We start from the raw sequence: 20,104 nt of genomic DNA, 5'->3' as shown, positions 1-20,104 counted from the left end.
TCGGCACCTGTCAGCAGCGCTGCAACCTCTGCGAGTTGTTATCGAGTACTTAATTTCAGGCAGCATCTAGTGGTTGCATGATCTAAGCTTTAATCGGCGGATGCATTGAGAATGCAAGCAAAGTGGATGAGCCTGTCTTCGCGTTTGTTCGCCTGTAACAAGGGAACGGCAGCGGTTGAGTTTGCCTTGCTGTCGCCGCTCTACATCATGCTCTTGATGGGGCTGATCGCCTACGGCATCTATATTGCGGCCGCTCATTCCGTGCAGCAGATTGCTGCCGACGCAGCGAGGATCGCGGTGGCGGGCATGGATGATGCCGAGCGCCAGAAGCTCGTCACCGACTTCGTGTCGGGTCATTCGCAGGGCTACGCCTTCGTCAAACCCGAAAAGCTGACCGTCGTGGTCAGTCAGCCCGCTGCGGGCAGCGAGTATTTCGTCGTGACGCTGACCTATGATGCGGGCGAGTTGCCGATTTGGCAGCTGGCCACCAACCTGCCTTTGCCGCAAACCGCCATCATCCGGCAGTCGGTGGTGCGGATCGGAGGGCTGTGAGCGATGCTGGCGCGGCTTGGCGCTTTCTGGCGTAATCGGAACGGCAACTTCTCCACGTTGACGGCGATCACCTTTCCCGTGCTGCTCTTGGGCGCGGGTCTCACCTTAAACGCCGGCGCTCTTTTTCTGCAAAAGCGCAACCAGCAGGCCATCACCGATCTTGCCGCCATGACGGCGGCGGCTCATCTGACGAAGGCCGAAGACGCCAGCCTCATGACGTTTGGCGATAACGGACTGTCGGGCATGAGCCTGATCGACGCCAAGGCGTCATCCGGCGCGGCAGTCGGCCCGACCGACACGGTGAAAGTGGAGCCCGGCCGCTACGTGCTCGACGCGGCCAAACCGTTGGCAGAGCGTTTCACGGCAGGAGCAACGCCGCCAAACGCGGTTAGGGTCACCGCGCACAGAAAGGGCGAGACCTACTTTCCGACGCCGGTTCTGTCCGACGCCGTGATAGGCACCACGGCGATCGCGCTGATAGCGCCGGAAGCGAGTTTCTCGGTAGGCTCGCGGCTGGCGGATGTGGATACGAGCGCCAGCCCAATCATTAACAGCGTCTTGGGCGGACTGCTTGGAACCAGCTTGAAACTCAGCTTCAATGATTACCGAGCGCTGCTGAACACCGAGATCGATGCCTTCGCCTTCATGGATGCGCTGGCCAGTGAGCTCAAGCTGACGGCCGGCACGTATCAGCAGGTTCTCGACAGTTCGGCTTCGGTTGGGACTATTCTGAAAGCAGCGTCAAAGGTTTCGGGGATCAGTGCCAACGCCAAGACAGCCCTGTCAGCAATTACCACGGCGCTGCCATCGAAACCGCCTGCGCTGGCGCTCAATAAGCTGATCAGCCTCGACAAGGCGGCTGCAAACAAGGTGGGGACGCAGCCGGTGCATCCTACTGCTTACAGGTCGCCGAAGCTTGCTCTTCTGGACCTCATCAATGCTGCGGCCGCGCTCGGCAACGGGAAGAACCAGGTGGCGGTGAACACCGGCCTGAACATCCCCGGGTTGACGAAGGTGACGGCGGACATTGCCATCGGCGAGCCGCCGCAGAACTCGGCCTATCTTACCATGGGCAGGCTTGGCACGGTTGTTTACACCGCGCAGACACGCGTTCGGTTGGTTGCCACTGTGGGCCTTCTTCCAGACATCTCCATCTTGCCGCTGCCAAAGGCGGAAATATCCGTACCGTTGCTGCTCGATGTCGGCAGTGCCCGTGGTGAGCTGACGGCCGTTTCCTGCCGCAGCAATGATGCATCGACCGCGTCGGTTTCGATCGCTGCGCGCCCGGCGATCGCACAGGTGTATATTGCCGATATCCGAACGCCCACACAGATCAAAGACTTCACTCGCCTGCCAACTTTGAACGATGCAACGCTCATCAATGTCAGCGCTACCAGTCTTCTGGGCGATCTTCTCAGCTTGAAGGTGACCGCAGGAAACGGTTCGGGTGTCAACGCAGCGATCAGCAATGTTCGCGACACGCCGCTGACGTTCAATGCGCTGGCGATACAAAGCCATACGATCAAGACGGCATCGGTCGAGAACTACTCGCAGACGTTGACCGCAAGCCTGCTCAAGAATCTCGCTTTGAACGTTGAACTCAAGCCGCTCAAGGTGGGGGTTGATGTCGGTGCGCTTGTTAAGCCGATCCTTTCGGACGCCGTCATCCCCCTCGACACCCTGCTCAACACCATCCTCACTGCGCTCGGGGTAAAACTCGGTTCGGTCGATGTGTGGGTCAACGGCGTGAACTGCAGCCAGCCCGTGCTGGTTCAGTAAAGCGCGTTGGCGACCGGCCTCTCGGCAGCGAGAACGACGCTGCGGGAGGGACAGGCCATTCGGCCTTCCTCGGCTTCCACGCCGTCGAAAGCTATCCAGAGCAAGTCCCCATGGTGAGGTAGGGCAAAGGTGCAGGGTTGGTCGGCGCCGTTGATCAGGATGGCGATTCGTGCGGCGTCAGTCTTACGGATCAAAGCGAGCTGGCGGTTCTGGCCGTCGTGCCAATCACCTTCGGTGAAGGCTTGGCCATCGGGGCGCTGCCAACTGACATCGGCGTCGCGCAGGAACGACGCGGCATTGATGTCGAGAAAAGAGCGGCGGAAGCGTGAGAAGGTTTGCGCGTGCGCAAGCAGTTCGGCGTCAGCGTGTTTCCAGTCGAGCCAGCTGATCTCGTTGTCCTGGGCATAGGCGTTGTTGTTGCCGCGCTGGGTGCGGCCCAACTCGTCGCCGGCGGTCAGCATGATCGTGCCGGTTGAGGCGAAAAGGGTGCCGAGCATGGCCTTGATGTCACGGCTGCGGGCGTCCTGGATTGCGGGATCGTCGCTCGGACCTTCGACATCGTGGTTCCATGACAGATTGTCGTCGTGCCCGTCGCGATTGTCTTCGCCATTGGCGGCGTTGTGCTTGTGGGCGTAGGCGGTGAGGTCGGCGAGCGTCATGCCATCATGGGCGGCGATAAAGTTGACGCTTCGTGTCTCGTTCGCGTCGCCGCGCCCAAAGATGTCCGAAGAACCGGACAGGCGCGTCGCCAGGGCGGCCAGGCTGCCGTCGCCGCGCCAGAAGCGCCGGATATCATCGCGATAGCGGTCGTTCCACTCCAGGAACGTTGTGGGGAAGTTGCCGAGCTGGTAGCCGTTCGGGCCGATGTCCCAGGGTTCGGCGATCAGAACCCGATCAGCCAGAACGGGGTCTTGCCGCATAGCCTGAAGCAGTTCGGCTTGCGGGGAAAAGCCCTGCGCATCGCGTCCGAGGATCGGCGCGAGGTCGAAGCGGTAGCCATCGACGCCGGCATAGAGAACGAAATGGCGCAGCGACTCCAGCACAAGCCGTTGGACGACCGGATGGTCGCAGGCCAGCGTATTGCCTGTGCCAGTGTCATTCACCAGCCGCCCATCCGCGCGATGCCGGAAGTAGGTTTGCGCATCAAGCCCGCGCAGCGACAGCGTCGGCCCCTGCTCGTCGCTTTCGCCGGTATGGTTGAAGACGACATCGAGGATGGTGCCGATTCCGGCCTCGCGCAGCGCCGCTACCGTTTCGTGTAGTTCAGTCAATCCACCCGGCGCGAGACGCGGATCGAGCGCGAAATAGGAAACGGGATTGTAGCCCCAGGCATTGCTTAGCCCCAGCGGCGGCAGATGCCGTTCGTCGATCCAGGCATGAACCGGCATGAGCTCGACCGCGGAAACGCCGAGTTTCTGGAGATGCTCAATGATGACGGGTTCAGCGAGGGCGGCGATCGTGCCGCGCTTGTGCTCCGGCACGGGTGGATGTTGCATGGTGAAGCCACGCACGTTCAGCTCGTAGATCAAGCCGCCCGGTTTGAAGATCGGAGCTTGTTGATCGAGTTCAGGCGGAAGCTTGATGACGATGCTCTTCGGCATCAGACTTGCGGTGTCGATACCCTCGTCACGCCGAGCGCCCAGACGCGGATCGTAGTGGTAGGGGCGGTCGATCGTCAGGGCATAAGGATCGTTCAGGAGCTTGGCCGGGTCGAACCACAAGCCGGCAGTGGGATCATACGGGCCATCTGCGCGGAAGCCGTAGCGCGCGCCTTCACCGATGCCGGCTACATGCAGCGCGAACACACCATCATCTCCGCGCGACAACTCATGCCGCGCGACTTCATGGTCGCCGCTTTCATCGAAGAGCGAAACCCAGATCCGCTCCGCCGCGCCGGACCAAACAGCGAAGCGTGTTCCATGCTCGTCTGGGATTGCGCCAAGCGTCATGCGCGCGGAAGCAGATGGATCACGTAATCACGCTTGGTTCGTTGCGGCCGGTCTTGGCGCGAATACCGGCGATTTCGTCTGCGGCGGCGATGAGGTCGGCCAGCGCTTCCGGGGTCGGCACGTCGTGCTTAGCGGCGTCGGGTTCGAAGCGCTCGATGTAAACGCGCAAGGTCGCACCTGATGTGCCGGTGCCCGACAGGCGATAAACGATGCGCGAGTCGCCTTCGAACAAGATGCGAATGCCCTGGTTGGCGCTGGTGGAGCCGTCGACCGGATCGAGGTAGGAGAAGTCGTCGGCGGCTGCGATCGTCATGCCCTGCACGCTTGTGCCGGCCAGGCGGTCGAGCTTTTCGCGCAGTTCGGCAACGAGGCCGTTGGCGGCTTGCGTGTCGACATCCTCATAATCGTGCCGCGCATAGAAGTTACGGCCGTATTCGGTCCAATGCGCTTCAGCGATCGCCTTTACGCTTTCGCCACGCACGGCCAGGATGTTCAGCCAGAGCAGAACGGCCCAGAGACCGTCCTTTTCGCGCACATGGTCGGAGCCGGTGCCGGCACTTTCCTCGCCGCAGATCGTAGCAAGACCAGCATCCAGCAGGTTGCCGAAGAACTTCCAACCGGTGGGCGTTTCGTAGGCCTTTACGCCGAGCTTTTCAGCCACGCGGTCGGCCGCGCGGCTAGTCGGCATGGAACGAGCGATGCCCTTCAACCCGCCGGCATAGGCTGGTGCGAGATGCGCGTTGGCGGCGAGCATGGCGAGCGAATCCGACGGGGTGACGAAGATGCCTTTGCCGATGATCAGGTTGCGGTCGCCGTCGCCGTCGGATGCCGCGCCGAAGTCCGGCGCATCGTCCGACATCATCAAGTCGTAGAGGTCCTTGGCATGCACCAGGTTGGGATCGGGATGATGGCCGCCGAAATCTTCCAGCGGCACGAAGTTCTTGACGCTGCCTTCCGCCGCGCCCAGCCGACGCTCCAGGATCTCCTTGGCGTACGGGCCGGTTACGGCATGCATGGCGTCGAAGGTAAGGCGGAAGCCGCCCGCGATCTTCGCCTTGATGGCGGCGAAATCGAACAGCTCTTCCATCAAGGCGGCGTAATCGGCGACGGAATCGATGATCTCGACATCCATGGTGCCGACCTCGACGCGACCGATCTGGTCGAGATCGACATCCGGCGTTTCGCAGATCTTGTAGGTGTCGATCACCCTGGAGCGTGCATAAATCGCGTCGGTGACCTTTTCCGGAGCCGGGCCGCCATTGCCGGTATTGTACTTGATGCCGAAATCTTCGTTCGGACCGCCGGGATTGTGGCTGGCCGACAGGATCAGGCCGCCAAACGCCTTGTTCTTGCGGATGACGTTGGACGCGGCCGGCGTCGAAAGAATGCCGCCCTGCCCCACGAGAACGCGGCCGAAGCCATTGGCGGACGCCATCTTGATCGCGATCTGGATGACTTCTCGATTGAAGAAGCGGCCATCACCGCCGATCACCAGGGTCTGGCCCTCGAAGCCTTCGAGACTGTCGAACACCGACTGAATGAAGTTCTCGACATAGTTCGGCTGCTGGAAAACCGGCACCTTCTTGCGCAGGCCGGATGTGCCCGGCTTCTGATCCTGGAAGGGCGTGGTGGAAACGGTTTTCATAGATGTGTTCCCCGAAGGAGCGAGCGATAAACGTCGATATAGCACTCGGCGCTGTGGTCCCAAGAGACGTCCGACTTCATCGCCTGGATCTGCATCTGCCGCCAATCCCCGGGCTCGCGATGCACGTTGAGCGCGCGGCGGATGGCGTTCAGGAAAGGCTGCCTTGCCAGCGGCTCGAACTGGAATCCGGTGGCGACCTTTGCCGTAAGCGCCGCTTCGTTGGCGTCAATGATCGTATCCGCCAGACCGCCGGTGCGCGTCACGATCGGCACGCAGCCATAGCGAAGGCCATGCAACTGCGTCAGACCGCAGGGCTCGAAGCGCGAGGGTACGAGGATAGCGTCGGCACCGGCCGTGAGTTGATGCGACAGCCCTTCGTCATAGCCAGTCACGACGCCGATGCGGCCGGGATGGCGGCCGGCTGCGGCATGGATCTCGCCTTCGAAGCGCGCGTCGCCATTGCCAAGCAGCGCAACCTTGGCACCCATGCCGACGATGTCGTCCAGGCAATCAACGAGAACGTCGATGCCCTTCTGCCAGGTCAGGCGGCTGACGAGGCACAGAAGCAGGTTGTCGTCCCGATCGAGACCGAAGCGTTCTTCCACATGGTGGCGGTTGCTTTGGCGATCATCGAGAGAGTCAGCGGAATAATGCACCGGCAGATGCGGATCGGTTTGCGGATTCCACTGATCGATATCGATACCGTTGACGATGCCAACTAGAGAAGCCGAGCGGCTGTTCAGAAGGCCTTCGAGACCCATGCCGAATTCGGGCGTGCGGATTTCCTGCGCATAGCTCGGGCTCACCGTAGTGATCGCCCAGGCGGACTGGAGGCCCGCCTTGAGGTAACCGACGCCGCCGTAATATTCCACGCCGTGGATCGACATGGCTTCATCGGGCAGTCCGAGTTCGGCAAAGATGCCGGCATCATACTGCCCTTGAAAGGCCAGGTTGTGGATGGTGATGACGCTCGGCGTTGCGACCGCCGCGCCATAGCGCATGTAAGCCAGCGTGAGTGCGGCTTGCCAGTCATGGACATGAACGAGGTCGGGCCGGTAATCGGCCAGCAAGCCGCCCGCGATATCAGCACCGGCGCGAGACAGAGCTGCGAAACGCCGCCAGTTGTCGCCCCAATCCACGGCGCCATTGCCGTAGATGCCGCCATCGCGCTCGAACAGATGCGGGGCGTTCAGCACGAACAGTTTCAGCCCGGCCACTTCCGCCTGGATGATCTCGGCCCAGCCGCCGTAGAACTCACCCCAGTTGAACACGCTGCGTGCCGTGCCTGACGCATGCACGCGTGCCATGACCTGCTTGTAACCGGGGATCAGCGTGGTGGTGCCGACGCCGTGGCGTTCAAGGGCCAGCGGCAGCGCGCCAGCCACATCGGCGAGGCCGCCGGTTTTGACGAGGGGGTAGATTTCAGAGGCGACTGCGAGAACTTGCATCAGCTGTATGGAAGCCTGTCGATCATTTCCTGGGTGATGAGGCACACGCCGCCTTCGGAGCGGCGGAAGCGGCGGGCGTCCACTTCCGGATCGAAGCCGACGACGAGACCTTCCGGCACTTCGACACCCCGGTCGAGAACCACCTTCTTCAGCTTGACGTTGCGGCCGACGATGCAGTCCGGCATCACCACCGCTTCTTCCAGCGAGGAGAAGGAGTTCACGCGTACGCCGGTGAACAGGAGGCTGCTGCGGAGCGATGCGCCGGAGACGATGCAGTCGCCAGAGACGAGCGAGGAGATTGCCGAGCCGCGGCGGCCATCCTCATCATGCACGAACTTTGCTGGTGGGCGCACCTCGGCATAGGTCCAGATCGGCCATTCGCGGTCGTAAAGGTCGAGTTCCGGCACGACATCGGTGAGGTCGATATTGGCCTCCCAATAAGCGTCGATCGTGCCGACATCGCGCCAATAGGCCTTGTCCTCGAAGCGCGACTTCACGCAGGAGGTGGAGAAGCGGTGCGCGACGGCTTTGCCGTGCTGGACGATGTAAGGGATGATGTCCTTGCCGAAATCGCGGCTGGAACCATGCGTAGCCGCATCGCGGCGCAATTGTTCGAACAGGAACTTGGTGCGGAAAACATAGATGCCCATCGAGGCCAGCGCCATGTCGGGCTTGTCGGGCATAGCAGGCGGATCGGCTGGCTTTTCGACGAAAGCCGAGATGCGGTCTTCGCCATCCACATGCATAACGCCGAAGCCAACGGCTTCCATGCGCGGCACTTCCAGACATCCAACAGTCACATCGGCGTTCTGGTCGACATGCTGACGCAGCATCAGCTCGTAGTCCATCTTGTAGACGTGGTCACCAGCCAGGATCACCATGAATTCTGGATGGTAGTCCTCGATGATGTCGATGTTCTGGAACACGGCGTCGGCCGTGCCCTCATACCATTGATGCTCCGAAACGCGCTGGCTGGCAGGCAGGATGTCGAAGCTTTCATTGCGTTCGGGGTGGAGGAAGTTCCAGCCCTGCTGCAGATGGCGGATCAGCGAATGCGCCTTGTATTGCGTGGCCACGCCGATGCGACGGATGCCGGAATTGAGTGCGTTCGATAGCGCGAAGTCGATGATGCGCGACTTGCCGCCAAAATAAACAGCCGGTTTCGCGCGCCGGTCCGTCAGTTCCTTCAGCCGGCTTCCTCGTCCGCCGGCAAGCACATAAGCCATGGCGTCGCGCGCCAGAGGCTGCTCACGATTCCTGCCCATTCTTCCCTCCCGCCTGCACGTCCAGTCTCATTCCAAGTTCAGTTTGCGAAGTTCAGTTCGCAGTGCAAGTTGCACCATTGTAGCTAGAGGGGGAATGGCGAAAGTCGCGAGCCTTTATGCTTTATTTTGTCGATTACGCATATGACAAAAAAGGGCCGGTGCATGCACCAGCCCCCTATCGTTGCGTCAGGATGCCCGGTCAGGCCGGGACGTCCCAGATCTCGCCGGCATATTGCCGGATCGTGCGATCCGACGAGAACCAGCCCATGCGCGCGGTGTTGTGAACGGCTCGCCTGTTCCAGTCGGCGCTATCGCGCCACAGGTCATCCACGCGGCGCTGGGCATCGGCATAAGAGTCGAAATCGGCGGCGCACATGAAGGTGTCGTGCTCATAAAGCCCGCCGATCAGGCCACGGTAGCGCTCCGGCTCGTCATGCGAAAACACGCCGGAGAGGATGGCCGACAAAGCTTGTGACAGCTCGGGCGAGTTCTCGATTGCCTCGCGCGGATTGTAGCCGTTGGTTCGCGCATCCTTCACCTCAGCTGCCGTCAACCCGAAGATGACGATGTTGTCGTCGCCGACATGCTCCTTCATCTCGACATTGGCGCCGTCGAGCGTGCCGATGGTCAAAGCGCCGTTGAGGGCGAACTTCATGTTGCCGGTGCCGGATGCTTCCATGCCGGCGGTCGAGATCTGCTCCGACAGGTCGGCTGCCGGCATCATGACTTCGGCAAGACTCACATTGTAGTTCGGGATGAACACGACCTTCAGCAGACCACGCACGGCCGGATCATTGTTGATGACGCGGCCGACATCGTTGGCGAGCTTGATGATCTTCTTGGCGTTGAAATAGCTCGGCGCCGCCTTGCCGCCGAAGAATTTTACACGTGGGACCCAGTCCCGCTCGGGGTGCGAGCGGATCTGGTCGTAGAGCGCCACGGCCTCGATAATGTTGAGGAGCTGGCGCTTGTATTCGTGGATGCGCTTGACCTGGATGTCGAACAAAGCCGACGGATCGAGGTTGAGCCCCATCCGCTCGCTCACGACACGCGTCAGCCGCTCCTTGTTGGCGCGCTTCACAGCGGCGAACTTTTCGCGGAACGAGGCGTCGTCGGCGAAACGGTCAAGCTCCTGCAAGGCTTCGATGTCGTCCATGAAGCGATCGCCGATCGTTTCGCGGATCAGCGAGGTCAGCGCCGGATTGCATTGGAACAGCCAGCGGCGCTGCGTGATGCCGTTGGTCTTGTTGTTGATGCGGTTGGGATAAAGCTGATGGAAGTCGGAAAACACCGTCTGCTTCATCAGGTCGGTATGCAGTGCCGACACGCCGTTGATCGAATGCGATCCGGCGAAAGCCAGATTGCCCATCCGCACGCGGCGCTCGCCATCCTCGCCGATCAGCGAAATGTTGCGGATCTGCCCATCGTCCAAGCCCTTGTCGCGGGCTTCGCGCAGAAGCTCGGCATTGATGGCGTAAACAATCTGCATGTGGCGCGGCAAAAGCTGCTCGAACACATGGATCGGCCAGCTTTCCAGCGCTTCCGGCAACAGCGTGTGATTGGTGTAGCCGAAGGTGCGGCGGGTGATGTCCCAGGCCGCTTCGAACTGGAAGCCGTGACTGTCGAGCAGAAGCCTCATGAGTTCGGCAACAGCAACAGCCGGATGCGTATCGTTGAGGTGGATCGCCGCCTTGTCGGGCAGAGAGGTCAGGTCTTCATACTCGCCGAGATGGCGGTTGATGATGTCCTGCAGCGATGCGGCGGAGAAGAAGTATTCCTGCCGCAGCCGGAGTTCCTGACCGGCGAGATGCGAGTCCGCCGGATATAGAACGCGCGTAAGGGCTTCCGCCTTGTTGCTTTCCTTCAACGCGCCGATGTGGTCGCCGGCATTAAAGGCGTCGAGCAAGATCGGGTCGATGGGTATGGCCGACCATAGCCGCAGCGTGTTGACGCGCTTGCCGCGCCAGCCGACTACCGGCGTGTCATACGCCGTCGCCAGCACGCGTTCCTGTGGGCGCCAGATATTTCCGGAGGGCTGGCCGAGTTCGTTCGTCTGCGCCTCGACCGTACCACCGAAGCCGATTTCATAAGCGCGCTCGCGCCGATCGAAATCCCAGGGATTGCCGTGTTCGAGCCAGGTTTCGGGCAACTCCACCTGGTTGCCGTCGTGGATTTCCTGGCGGAAAAGCCCGTGCACATAGCGGATGCCATAGCCATGCGCCGGCACGTCCACGGTTGCCATGGATTCCATGAAGCAGGCCGCGAGACGGCCCAAACCGCCATTGCCGAGTGCCGCATCCGGCTCCAGTTCGGCGATGACGTCGAGATCGACGCCAAGTGAAGCCAGAGCTTCACGCACCTCTTCCAGCATGCCCATGTTGGAAAAGGCGTCTCGCATCAAGCGGCCGATGAGGAATTCGAGTGACAGGTAATAAACGCGCTTGCCGCCGGCCTTGTAGGTGCGCTCGGTCGAGTCGATCCAACTCGTCACGATGCGATCGCGCACGACTTTGATCGAGGCATTCAGCCAGTCATGCCCGGTCGCCACATTGGCATTCTTGCCAACGCGGAACATCAGGGCCTTGAGAATTTCGTCTGCCAGTGTGCCCGGCGCCGCCTGCGGCGCGATCGGGTGGTGCTTCTTCGGAAGTATCTGTCCGCTCATCGCCTTTTCCAGGTTGCGTTCGCCGCTCCTCCGGCGAACATCCTCCCATCCTGCCTTTAACATAGGCTAAGCCGCCGACGGCAGTCCTAAAAGAAAAGGTTCGAAAAAGCTTATGCTGCGAGCGCGTCGGTTGGCGGCTGCGTGGCGCCCGTCATCAAGGCAACCGCATCCGACATCGAGATTTGCTTGGGATCCACCACGCAAAGGCGGCGCCCGAGCCGGTGGATATGAATGCGATCGGCGACTTCAAAGACATGCGGCATGTTGTGCGAGATCAGCACAATCGGCAGGCCGCGCTTCTTCACGTCCTGAATGAGTTCGAGCACGCGGCGCGATTCCTTGACGCCCAGCGCTGCCGTCGGCTCATCCATGATGACGACCCGCGAGCCGAACGCCGCAGCGCGTGCGACCGCGACGCCCTGGCGCTGACCGCCGGACAGGGTTTCCACGGCCTGGCCGATATTCTGGATCGTCATCAAGCCAAGCTCGGTCAGCTTTGCGCGCGCCTGGCGCTCCATGGCGCTGCGATCAAGCATGCGGAACCACTGGCCGAGCACGCCCGGCTTGCGGATTTCGCGCCCGAGAAACATGTTGTCGGCGATCGACAAAGCCGGCGACAGAGCGAGGTTCTGGTAGACGGTCTCGATACCGGCATCGCGCGCTTCCATCGGCGACTTGAAGTTGACCACCTGGTCTCCCAGTCGGATCTCTCCTTCGTCCGGGATGGTGGCGCCCGAAATCGCCTTGATGAGCGACGACTTGCCCGCGCCGTTGTCGCCGATCACGGCCAGGATCTCGCCAGGGTAAAGATCGAAATCGGCATGATCGAGCGCGGTGACCCGGCCATAGCGCTTCACCAGACCCCTAGCGGAAAGAAGCGGCTTCACGCCCGTCTCGTGCAGGATCTGGCTCATGCTGCAACCTTTCTGATCCACTGGTCGATCGCGACGGCAAGGATGATCAGCGCGCCGATCAGGAGGTAGGTCCATTGCGGGTCGGTGCCGATCAGGCGCAGGCCGAGTGAGAACACGCCAACGATCAAGGCGCCGAACAGCATGCCGAGGATCGAGCCTCGTCCGCCGAAAAGGGAGATGCCGCCGATCACCACAGCGGTGATGCTCTCGATGTTGGCGAATTGTCCCGCCGTGGGTGATACCGAGCCGATGCGCCCGATCAGGCACCAGCCGGCCAGCGCGCAGATCAGCCCGGACAGGACGTAAACCGTGACCAGCATTGGCCGAACGCGCACGCCGGACAGTTTTGCGGCTTCCGGGTCATCGCCGATCGCATGGAGATGGCGGCCCCATGCGGTGTGGTTCAGCACGTACCAGAGCAGCGCGACGAGTAGCACCATGGCAATGACGCCATAGGTGAAGACGGCATTGCCGATCTTGAAGGTCTCGCCGAAGAACTGAAGCAGCGGCGCCTGCGCGCCGATCTCCTGGCTGCGGATCGTTTCGTTGGCGGAATACAGGAAGTTGGTGGCGAGGAAGATCTGCCAGGTGCCCAGCGTGACGATGAAGGGCGGCAGCTTCATTACCGAGACCAGCACGCCGTTGATGTAGCCGCACAGCGCGCCAACCGCGAAACCGCACAACACGGAAAGTGCGGGTGGCAAGCCATAGCGAAAGGTGAACTGCCCCATCACCACCGAAGACAGAACCATGATCGCGCCGACCGACAGGTCGATGCCGGCGGTGAGGATTACCAGCGTTTGCGCCGCGCCGACAATGCCGACGATCGCCACCTGCTGAAGGATCAGCGTCATGGAGAAGGCGGAAAAGAAGCGCCCGCCGATAATCGCGCCGAAGATAACCAGCGACGCAACCAGCACGATTAGCGGAACGGCGGCGGGGCTGGAATGGAGGAACTGCTGGGCGTGCTGAAGCGCCGTGCGCCGTTCCGGCTCAAAATTCGCAACGGATGTTTCGCTGCCGGACAGAACGGATTCGAACTCCTGAGGTCTGTGCAGACCGGCCGATGTTTCGCTCATGCTGCTCTCTCCCGCGGCCTGTTCATTCGTCCGACGACGCTCGATGACGCGCCATAATGCCGATGGTGATGAGGAGGACCAGTTTCCCGGCCCTCCTCCTACGAGCCCGTTGTTAAACGGACCGCCTCCCCTCAACTGCTCAGCGCGGTGTCAGCCCCAGCACTTGCCGAGACCGGCCTTGGAGTCGATCGATTCGACGCCCGGTGCCGGCTTGTCGGTGACAAGCGTCACGCCCGTGTCAACGAAATCCTTGCCAGCAGTCGGCTTCGGCTTTTCGCCGTTTTCCGCAAAGGTCTTGATGGCTTCCACGCCCAGGGCCGCCATCTGCAGCGGATATTGCTGCGAAGTCGCACCGATCGCACCATCGGCGACGTTGCGAACGCCCGGGCAGCCGCCATCGATCGAGACGATCAGCACGTTGTCCTGGATGCCGAAGGCCTTCAGCGCCTCGTAAGCGCCTGCTGCAGCCGGCTCATTGATGGTATGAACGACATTGATGCCAGGATCCTTCTGGAGAAGGTTCTCCATGGCCTGACGGCCACCCTCTTCATTGCCGTTGGTGATGTCGTGGCCAACGATGCGCGCATCGTCCTCGTCGCCGATGCGGTTGCCGTCCTTCACGTCAATGCCGAAGCCTTCCATGAAGCCCTGGTCGCGCAGAACGTCGACCGAAGGCTGCGATGGCGTCAAATCGAGGAAGGCGATCTTGGCGTCCTTAGCCTTGTCGCCAAGGGTTGCGGCCGCCCACTGGCCAATCAGCTTCCCGGCGAGGCGATTATCGGTGGCGAAGGTCGCGTCGGCGGCATCGGCTGGCTCGAGCGGCGTGTCGAGTGCGATTACCAGCATGCCGGCATCCCTGGCCTTCTGGATCGAGGGCACAATGCCCTTCGTGTCGGACGCCGTGATCATCAGGCCCTTTGCGCCATCGGCGATGCAGGTCTCGATCGCCGCGACCTGGCTCTCGGAATCGCCATCGATCTTGCCGGCATAGCTCTTCAGGTTGACGCCGAGCTCCTTGGCGCGCGCCGTGGCGCCTTCCTTCATCTTGACGAAGAAGGGGTTAGTGTCGGTCTTCGTGATCAGGCAAGCGGTCACAGGCTCCTGCGCGGAGGCCGGTGTGCCCAGTGCGATCAGGGCAGCCGCAGCCGCGCCGAACACACCTGTCTTCAACAGGGTCTTCGTGGTCATCGTTCCTCCCAGCCAGCTTTCCGCATCATGGCGACAAAGCCTGGCAATTCTCCTCCGGCAGCCGCAAGCCGCGGCACCTTATGCGAGCAAACATCAGCGCTGCGACGCTGTCAATCTGCACGAATTTTCGTGTTGAGACCGCTGACACACACCGCCACAGCCGGATAGGAACTACGACCCTCGACCTTGCCGACCTGCTCCGCTAAATGCGGGTCAGCACAAGACCTTGCATGCCGCTTCGGTATGGCTTGATTGGGAGACCGGATGATGATCGTTTGCTGCGGCGAAGCCTTGATCGACATGTTGCCACGCAAGTCCACCGACGGCGAGGACGGCTATGTGCCTTATGTCGGCGGCGCGGTCTTCAACACGGCCATCGCGCTCGGCCGGCTCGACGTTCCGACCGGCTTCTTCACCGGCATCTCCACCGATTTCTTCGGCCAGCAGCTGCAGGATGCGCTTGCGGCCAGCCATGTCGATAACCGCTACATCCATTTGTCCGATCGGCCGACCACGATGGCCTTCGTGCGCCTGAAGGACGGCCATGCCAGCTACATGTTCTATGACGAGAACACGGCGGGTCGCATGCTGATGCCCGAGCACATGCCGATCCTTTCGCCGGATGTGGAAGCCCTGCATTTCTCCTGCATCAGCCTGATCCCGGAACCCTGCGGCTCGACTTATGAAGCGCTGATGCAGCGCGAGAAGAATGCGCGGGTCATCATGTTTGACCCCAACATCCGCAAGGACTTCATCCCGGATCGCGAGGCACACCGCGCCCGCATGATGCGGATGCTGGAAATGTCGGACATCGTAAAACTGTCGGACGAAGATCTCGCCTGGTTCGGCGAAACCGGCGACCATGCGGAAATCGCGGAGCGCTGGCTGCACAAAGGGCCGAGCCTCGTGATCATCACCATGGGCTCGAAAGGCATTTCTGGCTACACGCTGGAGCATTCCGTCCACATTCCAGGCGAGGCCGTGACGGTGCAGGACACGGTGGGCGCCGGCGACACCGTGAATGCCGGCGTGCTTGGTTATCTCCATGACAACCACCTGCTGTTCAAGAACTCCATCGTCGGCCTGACGGAAGAGCAGATTCGTGCAGCCCTCACCTTCGCCAATCGCGCCGCAGCGGTGACCGTGTCGCGCGCTGGCGCCAACCCGCCCTGGCGGCATGAGCTGAGCGCCTGAGCAGCAGCTTTCAGGCTGGCTTCGTATCCGCGATGAACCAGGGATTGGCGAAGTCGCAATCCTCGGCCTGGCCGCGCTTGCCGTAAGTGAGCGGCTCGCCGTCGACCCGTCGGGTCGTGCCACCGGCAGCTCGCAGGATCGCGTCGCCGGCAGCGGTATCCCATTCCATGGTGCGGCCGAAGCGAGGATAGATGTCGGCCTCGCCTTCGGCCAAAAGACAGAATTTCAGCGACGAGCCTATGGAAACCAGCTCAACCACGCCGCAGGTCTGGATATAGCTGTCGGTTTCTTCGGTGCGATGCGACCGGCTGGCTACGACGGTGGGGACCCTGGTCGGGGTCCGCACGATGATGTTGCGGCGCTCGCCGGGCTCATGATTGACCGTATCGATGCGAAACGCTCCTTCCGGGCTCGCACTATACAGAACACTGCGCGCTGGCGCATAAACCACGCCGATTACCGGAATGCCTTGCCGAATTAGCGCGATGTTGACGGTGAAATCCGGGTTGCGCTTGATGAACTCGCGCGTGCCATCGAGCGGATCGACCAGGAAGAACAGCCCGTCGAGTTCGGGCGGGCAGATGCCGGCTGACGCTTCTTCTTCAGCCACGCAGGGTATATCGGGATAGGCTTCGCGCAAACCGGCGAGGATGATCGCTTCGGCTTTCGCATCGGCCTCCGTCACGGGCGATGCATCCGCCTTGAGCTCGACTGGAAAATCAACCTCGTAAACGTCCATCACTGCCCTGCCCGCCTGCAGGGCCAGGGTCTCGAAGGTGGCGAGGATGTCGCGGTCGCTTGTCTGGGTCATGCCCTCAGCAGTAACCGCGTTCTCGCAGCCAGTCTTCCACTTCGATGGCTAAATCTTCAGGCGAACGACCGAAGGGCTGGAGATGGATGTCGGCATGCTCCGGCGCTTCATAGGGCGAATCGACGCCCGTGAAGTTCTTGATCTCGCCACGCAGAGCCTTGGCATAAAGCCCCTTGGGATCGCGACGGGCGCATTCCTCGAACGGCGTATCCACGAAAATCTCCACGAACTCGCCCTCGCCCATCAGCTCGCGCGCCATGCGGCGCTCGGCGGTAAACGGTGAGATGAAGGAGACGAGGACCAGCAGGCCGGCGTCGGCCATCAGCTTCGCCACTTCCGCGACCCGTCGGATGTTCTCGACGCGGTCCTGATCGGTGAAGCCGAGATCGCGGTTGAGACCGTGGCGGACATTGTCACCATCCAGCACATAAGTGTGCCGACCCTCCGCATTCAGCTTCTTTTCGACCAGGTTCGCCACCGTGGATTTGCCGGAGCCCGACAGGCCGGTGAACCAGAGCACGGCAGGCTCCTGGCCCTTCAAAGCCGCGCGCGACGACTTGCTGACATCCAGTGCCTGCCAGTGAATGTTTTCGGCGCGGCGCAGCGGATGCTGGATCATGCCGGCCGCCACCGTTGCATTGGTGATGCGGTCGATCAGAATGAATGCGCCGGTGGCGCGGTTTTCCACGAAACTATCAAACCCGATGGGCGCCTGCGTGGAGATATTGACGACGCCGACTTCGTTCAGCGCCAGCGACTTCGCCGCTTCCTGCGCGAAACTGTTGACGTTAACGCGATGCTTGAGGTCCGTGATCGTTGCCGTCGACTGATCGGTTTCGGTCCGCAGGATATAGGACCGGCCAGGCAGCAGCGGTTGTTCGGCGAACCAGACGAGGTTCGCGGCAAACTGGTCGGCTACATGCGGACGGGCGCTCGGCGCAACAAGCGCGTTGCCGCGCGAAGCCTCGACTTCGTCCTCGAGCAGCAAGGTCACCGCCTGCCCTTCCACCGCGCGGGTCAGGTCGCCGCGCGGGCCGATGATGCGCTTGATGCGCGACGGCTTGCCCGACTTGGCCACCACCACGGCATCACCTTGGCTGATCGAGCCGGACGCGATCGTTCCAGCAAAGCCACGGAAATCGAGATTGGGACGGTTTACATACTGGATCGGGAAGCGGAACGGCTTTTGCGCCGACCCTTGTCCGAGATCGATGTCTTCCAGATGCTCCAGCAAAGAAGGTCCGGCGTACCAGGCCATGCGGTCGGAGCGCGCAATGACGTTGTCGCCATAGCGTGCCGAAATGGGGATCGGTGTGATCGTGGCAAAGCCGAGATCGCCTGCAAATGCGCGATAATCGGCAGCGATCTGGCCAAACACCTCTTCGCTATAACCGACGAGATCGATCTTGTTGACCGCCAGCACGATGTGGCGGATGCCGAGCAGCGAGGCGATGAAGGAGTGGCGGCGCGTTTGCGTCAGCAGGCCTTGCCGCGCATCCACCAGCACGACGGCGAGATCTGCCGTGGACGCTCCCGTCGCCATGTTGCGAGTATATTGCTCGTGGCCCGGCGTGTCGGCGACAATGAACTTGCGCTTCGGCGTCGTGAAGAAGCGATAGGCGACGTCGATCGTGATGCCCTGCTCGCGCTCGGCTTCCAACCCGTCGACCAAAAGGGCGAAGTCCAGATCCGAGCCGGTCGTGCCGTGTTTCTTCGAGTCATTTTCGAGGGTTGCGAGCTGATCCTCGAAGATCAGTTTGGTGTCGTAAAGCAGACGGCCGATCAGGGTCGACTTGCCGTCATCCACCGAACCGCAGGTCAGGAAGCGTAGAAGCGATTTCTGTTCCTGAGACGCGAGGAAGGCGCGGACCTCATCGCGCGACGCATCTTCAGCCACATCCACTTCGCGCAAGGCAGCGACGGCGCTCATCAGAAATATCCCTCGCGCTTCTTCTTCTCCATCGACCCGGTTTCGTCGCGGTCGATCAGGCGGCCCTGGCGTTCGGAGGTGCGCGCAACCAGCATCTCGCGCACGATGTCTTCGGTAGTTTCGGCATCGGACTCTATCGCGGCGGTCAGCGGATAACAGCCGAGCGTGCGGAAGCGGACGAGCTTCTGTTGCGGGACTTCACCGGGCAGAAGCGGCATGCGGGCATCGTCCACCATGATCATCTGACCATCGCGCTCGACCACCGGCCGACGATCCGCGAAATAAAGCGGCACGATCGGGATGTCTTCCTGAAGGATGTATTGCCAGATATCCAGCTCGGTCCAGTTCGACAGCGGAAACACGCGGATCGACTCACCCGGCGCCACGCGCGTGTTGAAGATGTTCCACATTTCCGGACGCTGGTTCTTCGGGTCCCAACCATGCTTGGCATCGCGGAAGGAGAAGATGCGTTCTTTGGCACGCGACTTTTCCTCGTCGCGCCGCGCTCCGCCGAAGGCTGCATCGAAGCCGTATTTGTCGAGCGCCTGGCGCAACGCGACCGTCTTCATGATGTGGGTATGCGTGTTCGAGCCATGATCGAACGGATTGATGTTGTCGCGCACGCCTTCCGGGTTCTGGTGAACCAGAAGATCAAAGCCGTGCTGCGCCGCCATCCGGTCGCGGAAGGCGATCATCTCGCGGAACTTCCAGCCGGTGTCGACATGCAGGAGCGGAAACGGCAGCTTGGCCGGCGCGAAGGCCTTCAAGGCCAGATGCAAGAGAACGGCCGAATCCTTGCCGATCGAGTACAGCATCACCGGCTTGGAGAAGGTGGCTGCAACTTCACGGAAGATATGGATCGCTTCGGCTTCAAGCCGGTCGAGGTGAGTCAGCGTGGAAGGCATTGCTTGGGGTACGCCTGGCAGACAGAAGAATTTTGTTCTGCATACGCCTTCCCGAACTAAGCTCTCAAGAAATGCCGATCTAAGATTTGCGGTTCTCGTAGAACGTATCTACCGTCAGAAGCGTTTCGACGCTTTCATCCAACAAAAAAGCCACCGCCGTGAGGCAGTGGCTTCCTTGATGGTCAAATTCGACGACTTACTTGCAGCCGTTAGCCTTGGTCGCGGTTGCAGGCGAGCCTGCAGGGCATTCGGTCTTACCGCCAGAATTGCTTTCGGCCGAGCTATCATTGGTGCCACCAGCGCTGGAGCCGGACTGGTTCGAACCGTTTGCGTTGCCGCCAGCGGAGTCTGTGCCTCCACCTTGGCCACCTGCACCACCCGCGCCCCCGCCTGAGCCTCCGGCACCGCCTGCACCAGTGCCGCCAGAGTCATTGTCGTTGCTGCCCGAGCCGCCGGAATTATTCCCGCTCGAATCCTGCGCCCATGCGGCGCCGACACTGCCGCTAGCCATCATCAGCGCGACCATGCCGGCGAGTGCGATCTTCTTGTAGGCCATATCAGTTCCTTCCCAGACTCATTTGGACTTTCAAGACTACAAGCCGCGACAAGGAATAAAGTTTCCTCAGCTCGGAAACAAATCAGACGGTCCGATCTATTAGGACTTGGAAATACTTCTTCAAGCGTATGGCTGGGGCGCCTGGATTCGAACCAGGGAATGACGGTACCAAAAACCGTTGCCTTACCGCTTGGCTACGCCCCACCATCACCAACCGAGAATGG

The 20,104-nt window shown here is 61.3% G+C and carries 15 protein-coding genes and 1 tRNA gene; 3 read left to right on the top strand and 13 right to left on the bottom strand.

What is annotated here, in order from left to right:
- Positions 1–126: 126 nt before the first annotated feature.
- A complete protein-coding gene (locus tag IE166_RS01580; RefSeq protein WP_244641285.1) occupies positions 127–552 on the top strand; it encodes a TadE/TadG family type IV pilus assembly protein in 426 nt (141 codons plus the stop codon).
- Between the two features lie 3 nt (positions 553–555).
- Entirely contained in the window at positions 556–2,331 is a 1,776-nt protein-coding gene (locus IE166_RS01575) for a TadG family pilus assembly protein (RefSeq protein ID WP_189501214.1), read from the top strand.
- Here the strand turns inward: IE166_RS01575 and glgX are convergent.
- From glgX to IE166_RS01535, 8 genes are all read right to left on the bottom strand, one after another.
- Complete coding sequence (gene glgX / locus IE166_RS01570) at positions 2,325–4,280, bottom strand: glycogen debranching protein GlgX (protein ID WP_189501213.1); 1,956 nt, start codon at positions 4,278–4,280, stop codon at positions 2,325–2,327. The two genes, IE166_RS01575 and glgX, sit on opposite strands and share 7 nt — an antisense overlap.
- Positions 4,281–4,299: 19 nt before the next feature.
- Positions 4,300–5,925, bottom strand: a complete 1,626-nt coding sequence (locus IE166_RS01565) for an alpha-D-glucose phosphate-specific phosphoglucomutase (RefSeq protein ID WP_189501211.1) — start codon at positions 5,923–5,925, stop codon at positions 4,300–4,302.
- Positions 5,922–7,373 carry a glycogen synthase GlgA gene (gene glgA / locus IE166_RS01560; protein ID WP_189501209.1) on the bottom strand — a complete coding sequence of 484 codons (1,452 nt, stop codon included), beginning with the start codon at positions 7,371–7,373 and terminating at the stop codon, positions 5,922–5,924. The genes IE166_RS01565 and glgA overlap by 4 nt, the downstream gene beginning before the upstream one ends.
- A complete protein-coding gene (gene glgC, locus IE166_RS01555; RefSeq protein WP_189501207.1) occupies positions 7,373–8,638 on the bottom strand; it encodes a glucose-1-phosphate adenylyltransferase in 1,266 nt (421 codons plus the stop codon). The genes glgA and glgC overlap by 1 nt, the downstream gene beginning before the upstream one ends.
- Positions 8,639–8,837: 199 nt before the next feature.
- On the bottom strand, positions 8,838–11,303 hold the full coding sequence (locus IE166_RS01550) for a glycogen/starch/alpha-glucan phosphorylase (protein WP_189501205.1): 2,466 nt from the start codon (positions 11,301–11,303) through the stop codon (positions 8,838–8,840).
- Between the two features lie 110 nt (positions 11,304–11,413).
- Positions 11,414–12,217: an ATP-binding cassette domain-containing protein gene (locus IE166_RS01545; protein WP_189501203.1), complete on the bottom strand. Its 804-nt coding sequence runs from the start codon at positions 12,215–12,217 to the stop codon at positions 11,414–11,416.
- Positions 12,214–13,296 carry an ABC transporter permease gene (locus IE166_RS01540; RefSeq protein ID WP_189501201.1) on the bottom strand — a complete coding sequence of 361 codons (1,083 nt, stop codon included), beginning with the start codon at positions 13,294–13,296 and terminating at the stop codon, positions 12,214–12,216. The genes IE166_RS01545 and IE166_RS01540 overlap by 4 nt, the downstream gene beginning before the upstream one ends.
- A gap of 150 nt (positions 13,297–13,446) precedes the next feature.
- Positions 13,447–14,484, bottom strand: coding sequence for a sugar ABC transporter substrate-binding protein (locus tag IE166_RS01535; RefSeq protein WP_189501199.1), 1,038 nt, complete (start codon positions 14,482–14,484; stop codon positions 13,447–13,449).
- Between the two features lie 267 nt (positions 14,485–14,751).
- Here IE166_RS01535 and IE166_RS01530 point away from each other — a divergent pair, with 267 nt between their 5' ends.
- Entirely contained in the window at positions 14,752–15,678 is a 927-nt protein-coding gene (locus IE166_RS01530; RefSeq protein ID WP_189503172.1) for a carbohydrate kinase family protein, read from the top strand.
- 10 nt (positions 15,679–15,688) lie between these two features.
- Here the strand turns inward: IE166_RS01530 and cysQ are convergent, their stop codons facing one another.
- From cysQ to IE166_RS01505, 5 genes are all read right to left on the bottom strand, one after another.
- Entirely contained in the window at positions 15,689–16,489 is an 801-nt protein-coding gene (cysQ, locus tag IE166_RS01525) for a 3'(2'),5'-bisphosphate nucleotidase CysQ (RefSeq protein WP_189501197.1), read from the bottom strand.
- Positions 16,490–16,493: 4 nt separating this feature from the next.
- Entirely contained in the window at positions 16,494–18,419 is a 1,926-nt protein-coding gene (cysN, locus tag IE166_RS01520; protein WP_189501195.1) for a sulfate adenylyltransferase subunit CysN, read from the bottom strand.
- Positions 18,419–19,324 (bottom strand): sulfate adenylyltransferase subunit CysD, encoded by a 906-nt coding sequence (gene cysD / locus IE166_RS01515; protein WP_189501193.1) that lies wholly within the window; start codon positions 19,322–19,324, stop codon positions 18,419–18,421. Before cysD ends, cysN begins: the two co-directional genes overlap by 1 nt.
- Positions 19,325–19,520: 196 nt before the next feature.
- Positions 19,521–19,880, bottom strand: a complete 360-nt coding sequence (locus tag IE166_RS01510; protein ID WP_189501191.1) for a hypothetical protein — start codon at positions 19,878–19,880, stop codon at positions 19,521–19,523.
- 129 nt (positions 19,881–20,009) lie between these two features.
- Positions 20,010–20,084, bottom strand: a tRNA-Gln gene (locus tag IE166_RS01505).
- Between the last annotated feature and the right edge of the window lie 20 nt (positions 20,085–20,104).

Origin of the sequence: Tianweitania populi (assembly GCF_014652875.1) — a bacterium.
In the GTDB taxonomy this organism is placed as follows: Bacteria; Pseudomonadota; Alphaproteobacteria; order Rhizobiales; family Rhizobiaceae; genus Tianweitania; species Tianweitania populi.
This window is presented reverse-complemented; position numbering and strand designations above follow the sequence as displayed.

What these genes read in the sequence shown, in the direction of transcription:
- IE166_RS01580 (WP_244641285.1), top strand. Translation starts at nt 127, where the DNA reads ATGAGCCTGTCTTCGCGTTTGTTCGCCTGTAACAAGGGAACGGCAGCG.
- IE166_RS01575 (WP_189501214.1), top strand. Translation starts at nt 556, where the DNA reads ATGCTGGCGCGGCTTGGCGCTTTCTGGCGTAATCGGAACGGCAACTTC.
- glgX (WP_189501213.1), bottom strand. Translation starts at nt 4,280, where the DNA reads ATGACGCTTGGCGCAATCCCAGACGAGCATGGAACACGCTTCGCTGTT.
- IE166_RS01565 (WP_189501211.1), bottom strand. Translation starts at nt 5,925, where the DNA reads ATGAAAACCGTTTCCACCACGCCCTTCCAGGATCAGAAGCCGGGCACA.
- glgA (WP_189501209.1), bottom strand. Translation starts at nt 7,373, where the DNA reads ATGCAAGTTCTCGCAGTCGCCTCTGAAATCTACCCCCTCGTCAAAACC.
- glgC (WP_189501207.1), bottom strand. Translation starts at nt 8,638, where the DNA reads ATGGGCAGGAATCGTGAGCAGCCTCTGGCGCGCGACGCCATGGCTTAT.
- IE166_RS01550 (WP_189501205.1), bottom strand. Translation starts at nt 11,303, where the DNA reads ATGAGCGGACAGATACTTCCGAAGAAGCACCACCCGATCGCGCCGCAG.
- IE166_RS01545 (WP_189501203.1), bottom strand. Translation starts at nt 12,217, where the DNA reads ATGAGCCAGATCCTGCACGAGACGGGCGTGAAGCCGCTTCTTTCCGCT.
- IE166_RS01540 (WP_189501201.1), bottom strand. Translation starts at nt 13,296, where the DNA reads ATGAGCGAAACATCGGCCGGTCTGCACAGACCTCAGGAGTTCGAATCC.
- IE166_RS01535 (WP_189501199.1), bottom strand. Translation starts at nt 14,484, where the DNA reads ATGACCACGAAGACCCTGTTGAAGACAGGTGTGTTCGGCGCGGCTGCG.
- IE166_RS01530 (WP_189503172.1), top strand. Translation starts at nt 14,752, where the DNA reads ATGATCGTTTGCTGCGGCGAAGCCTTGATCGACATGTTGCCACGCAAG.
- cysQ (WP_189501197.1), bottom strand. Translation starts at nt 16,489, where the DNA reads ATGACCCAGACAAGCGACCGCGACATCCTCGCCACCTTCGAGACCCTG.
- cysN (WP_189501195.1), bottom strand. Translation starts at nt 18,419, where the DNA reads ATGAGCGCCGTCGCTGCCTTGCGCGAAGTGGATGTGGCTGAAGATGCG.
- cysD (WP_189501193.1), bottom strand. Translation starts at nt 19,324, where the DNA reads ATGCCTTCCACGCTGACTCACCTCGACCGGCTTGAAGCCGAAGCGATC.
- IE166_RS01510 (WP_189501191.1), bottom strand. Translation starts at nt 19,880, where the DNA reads ATGGCCTACAAGAAGATCGCACTCGCCGGCATGGTCGCGCTGATGATG.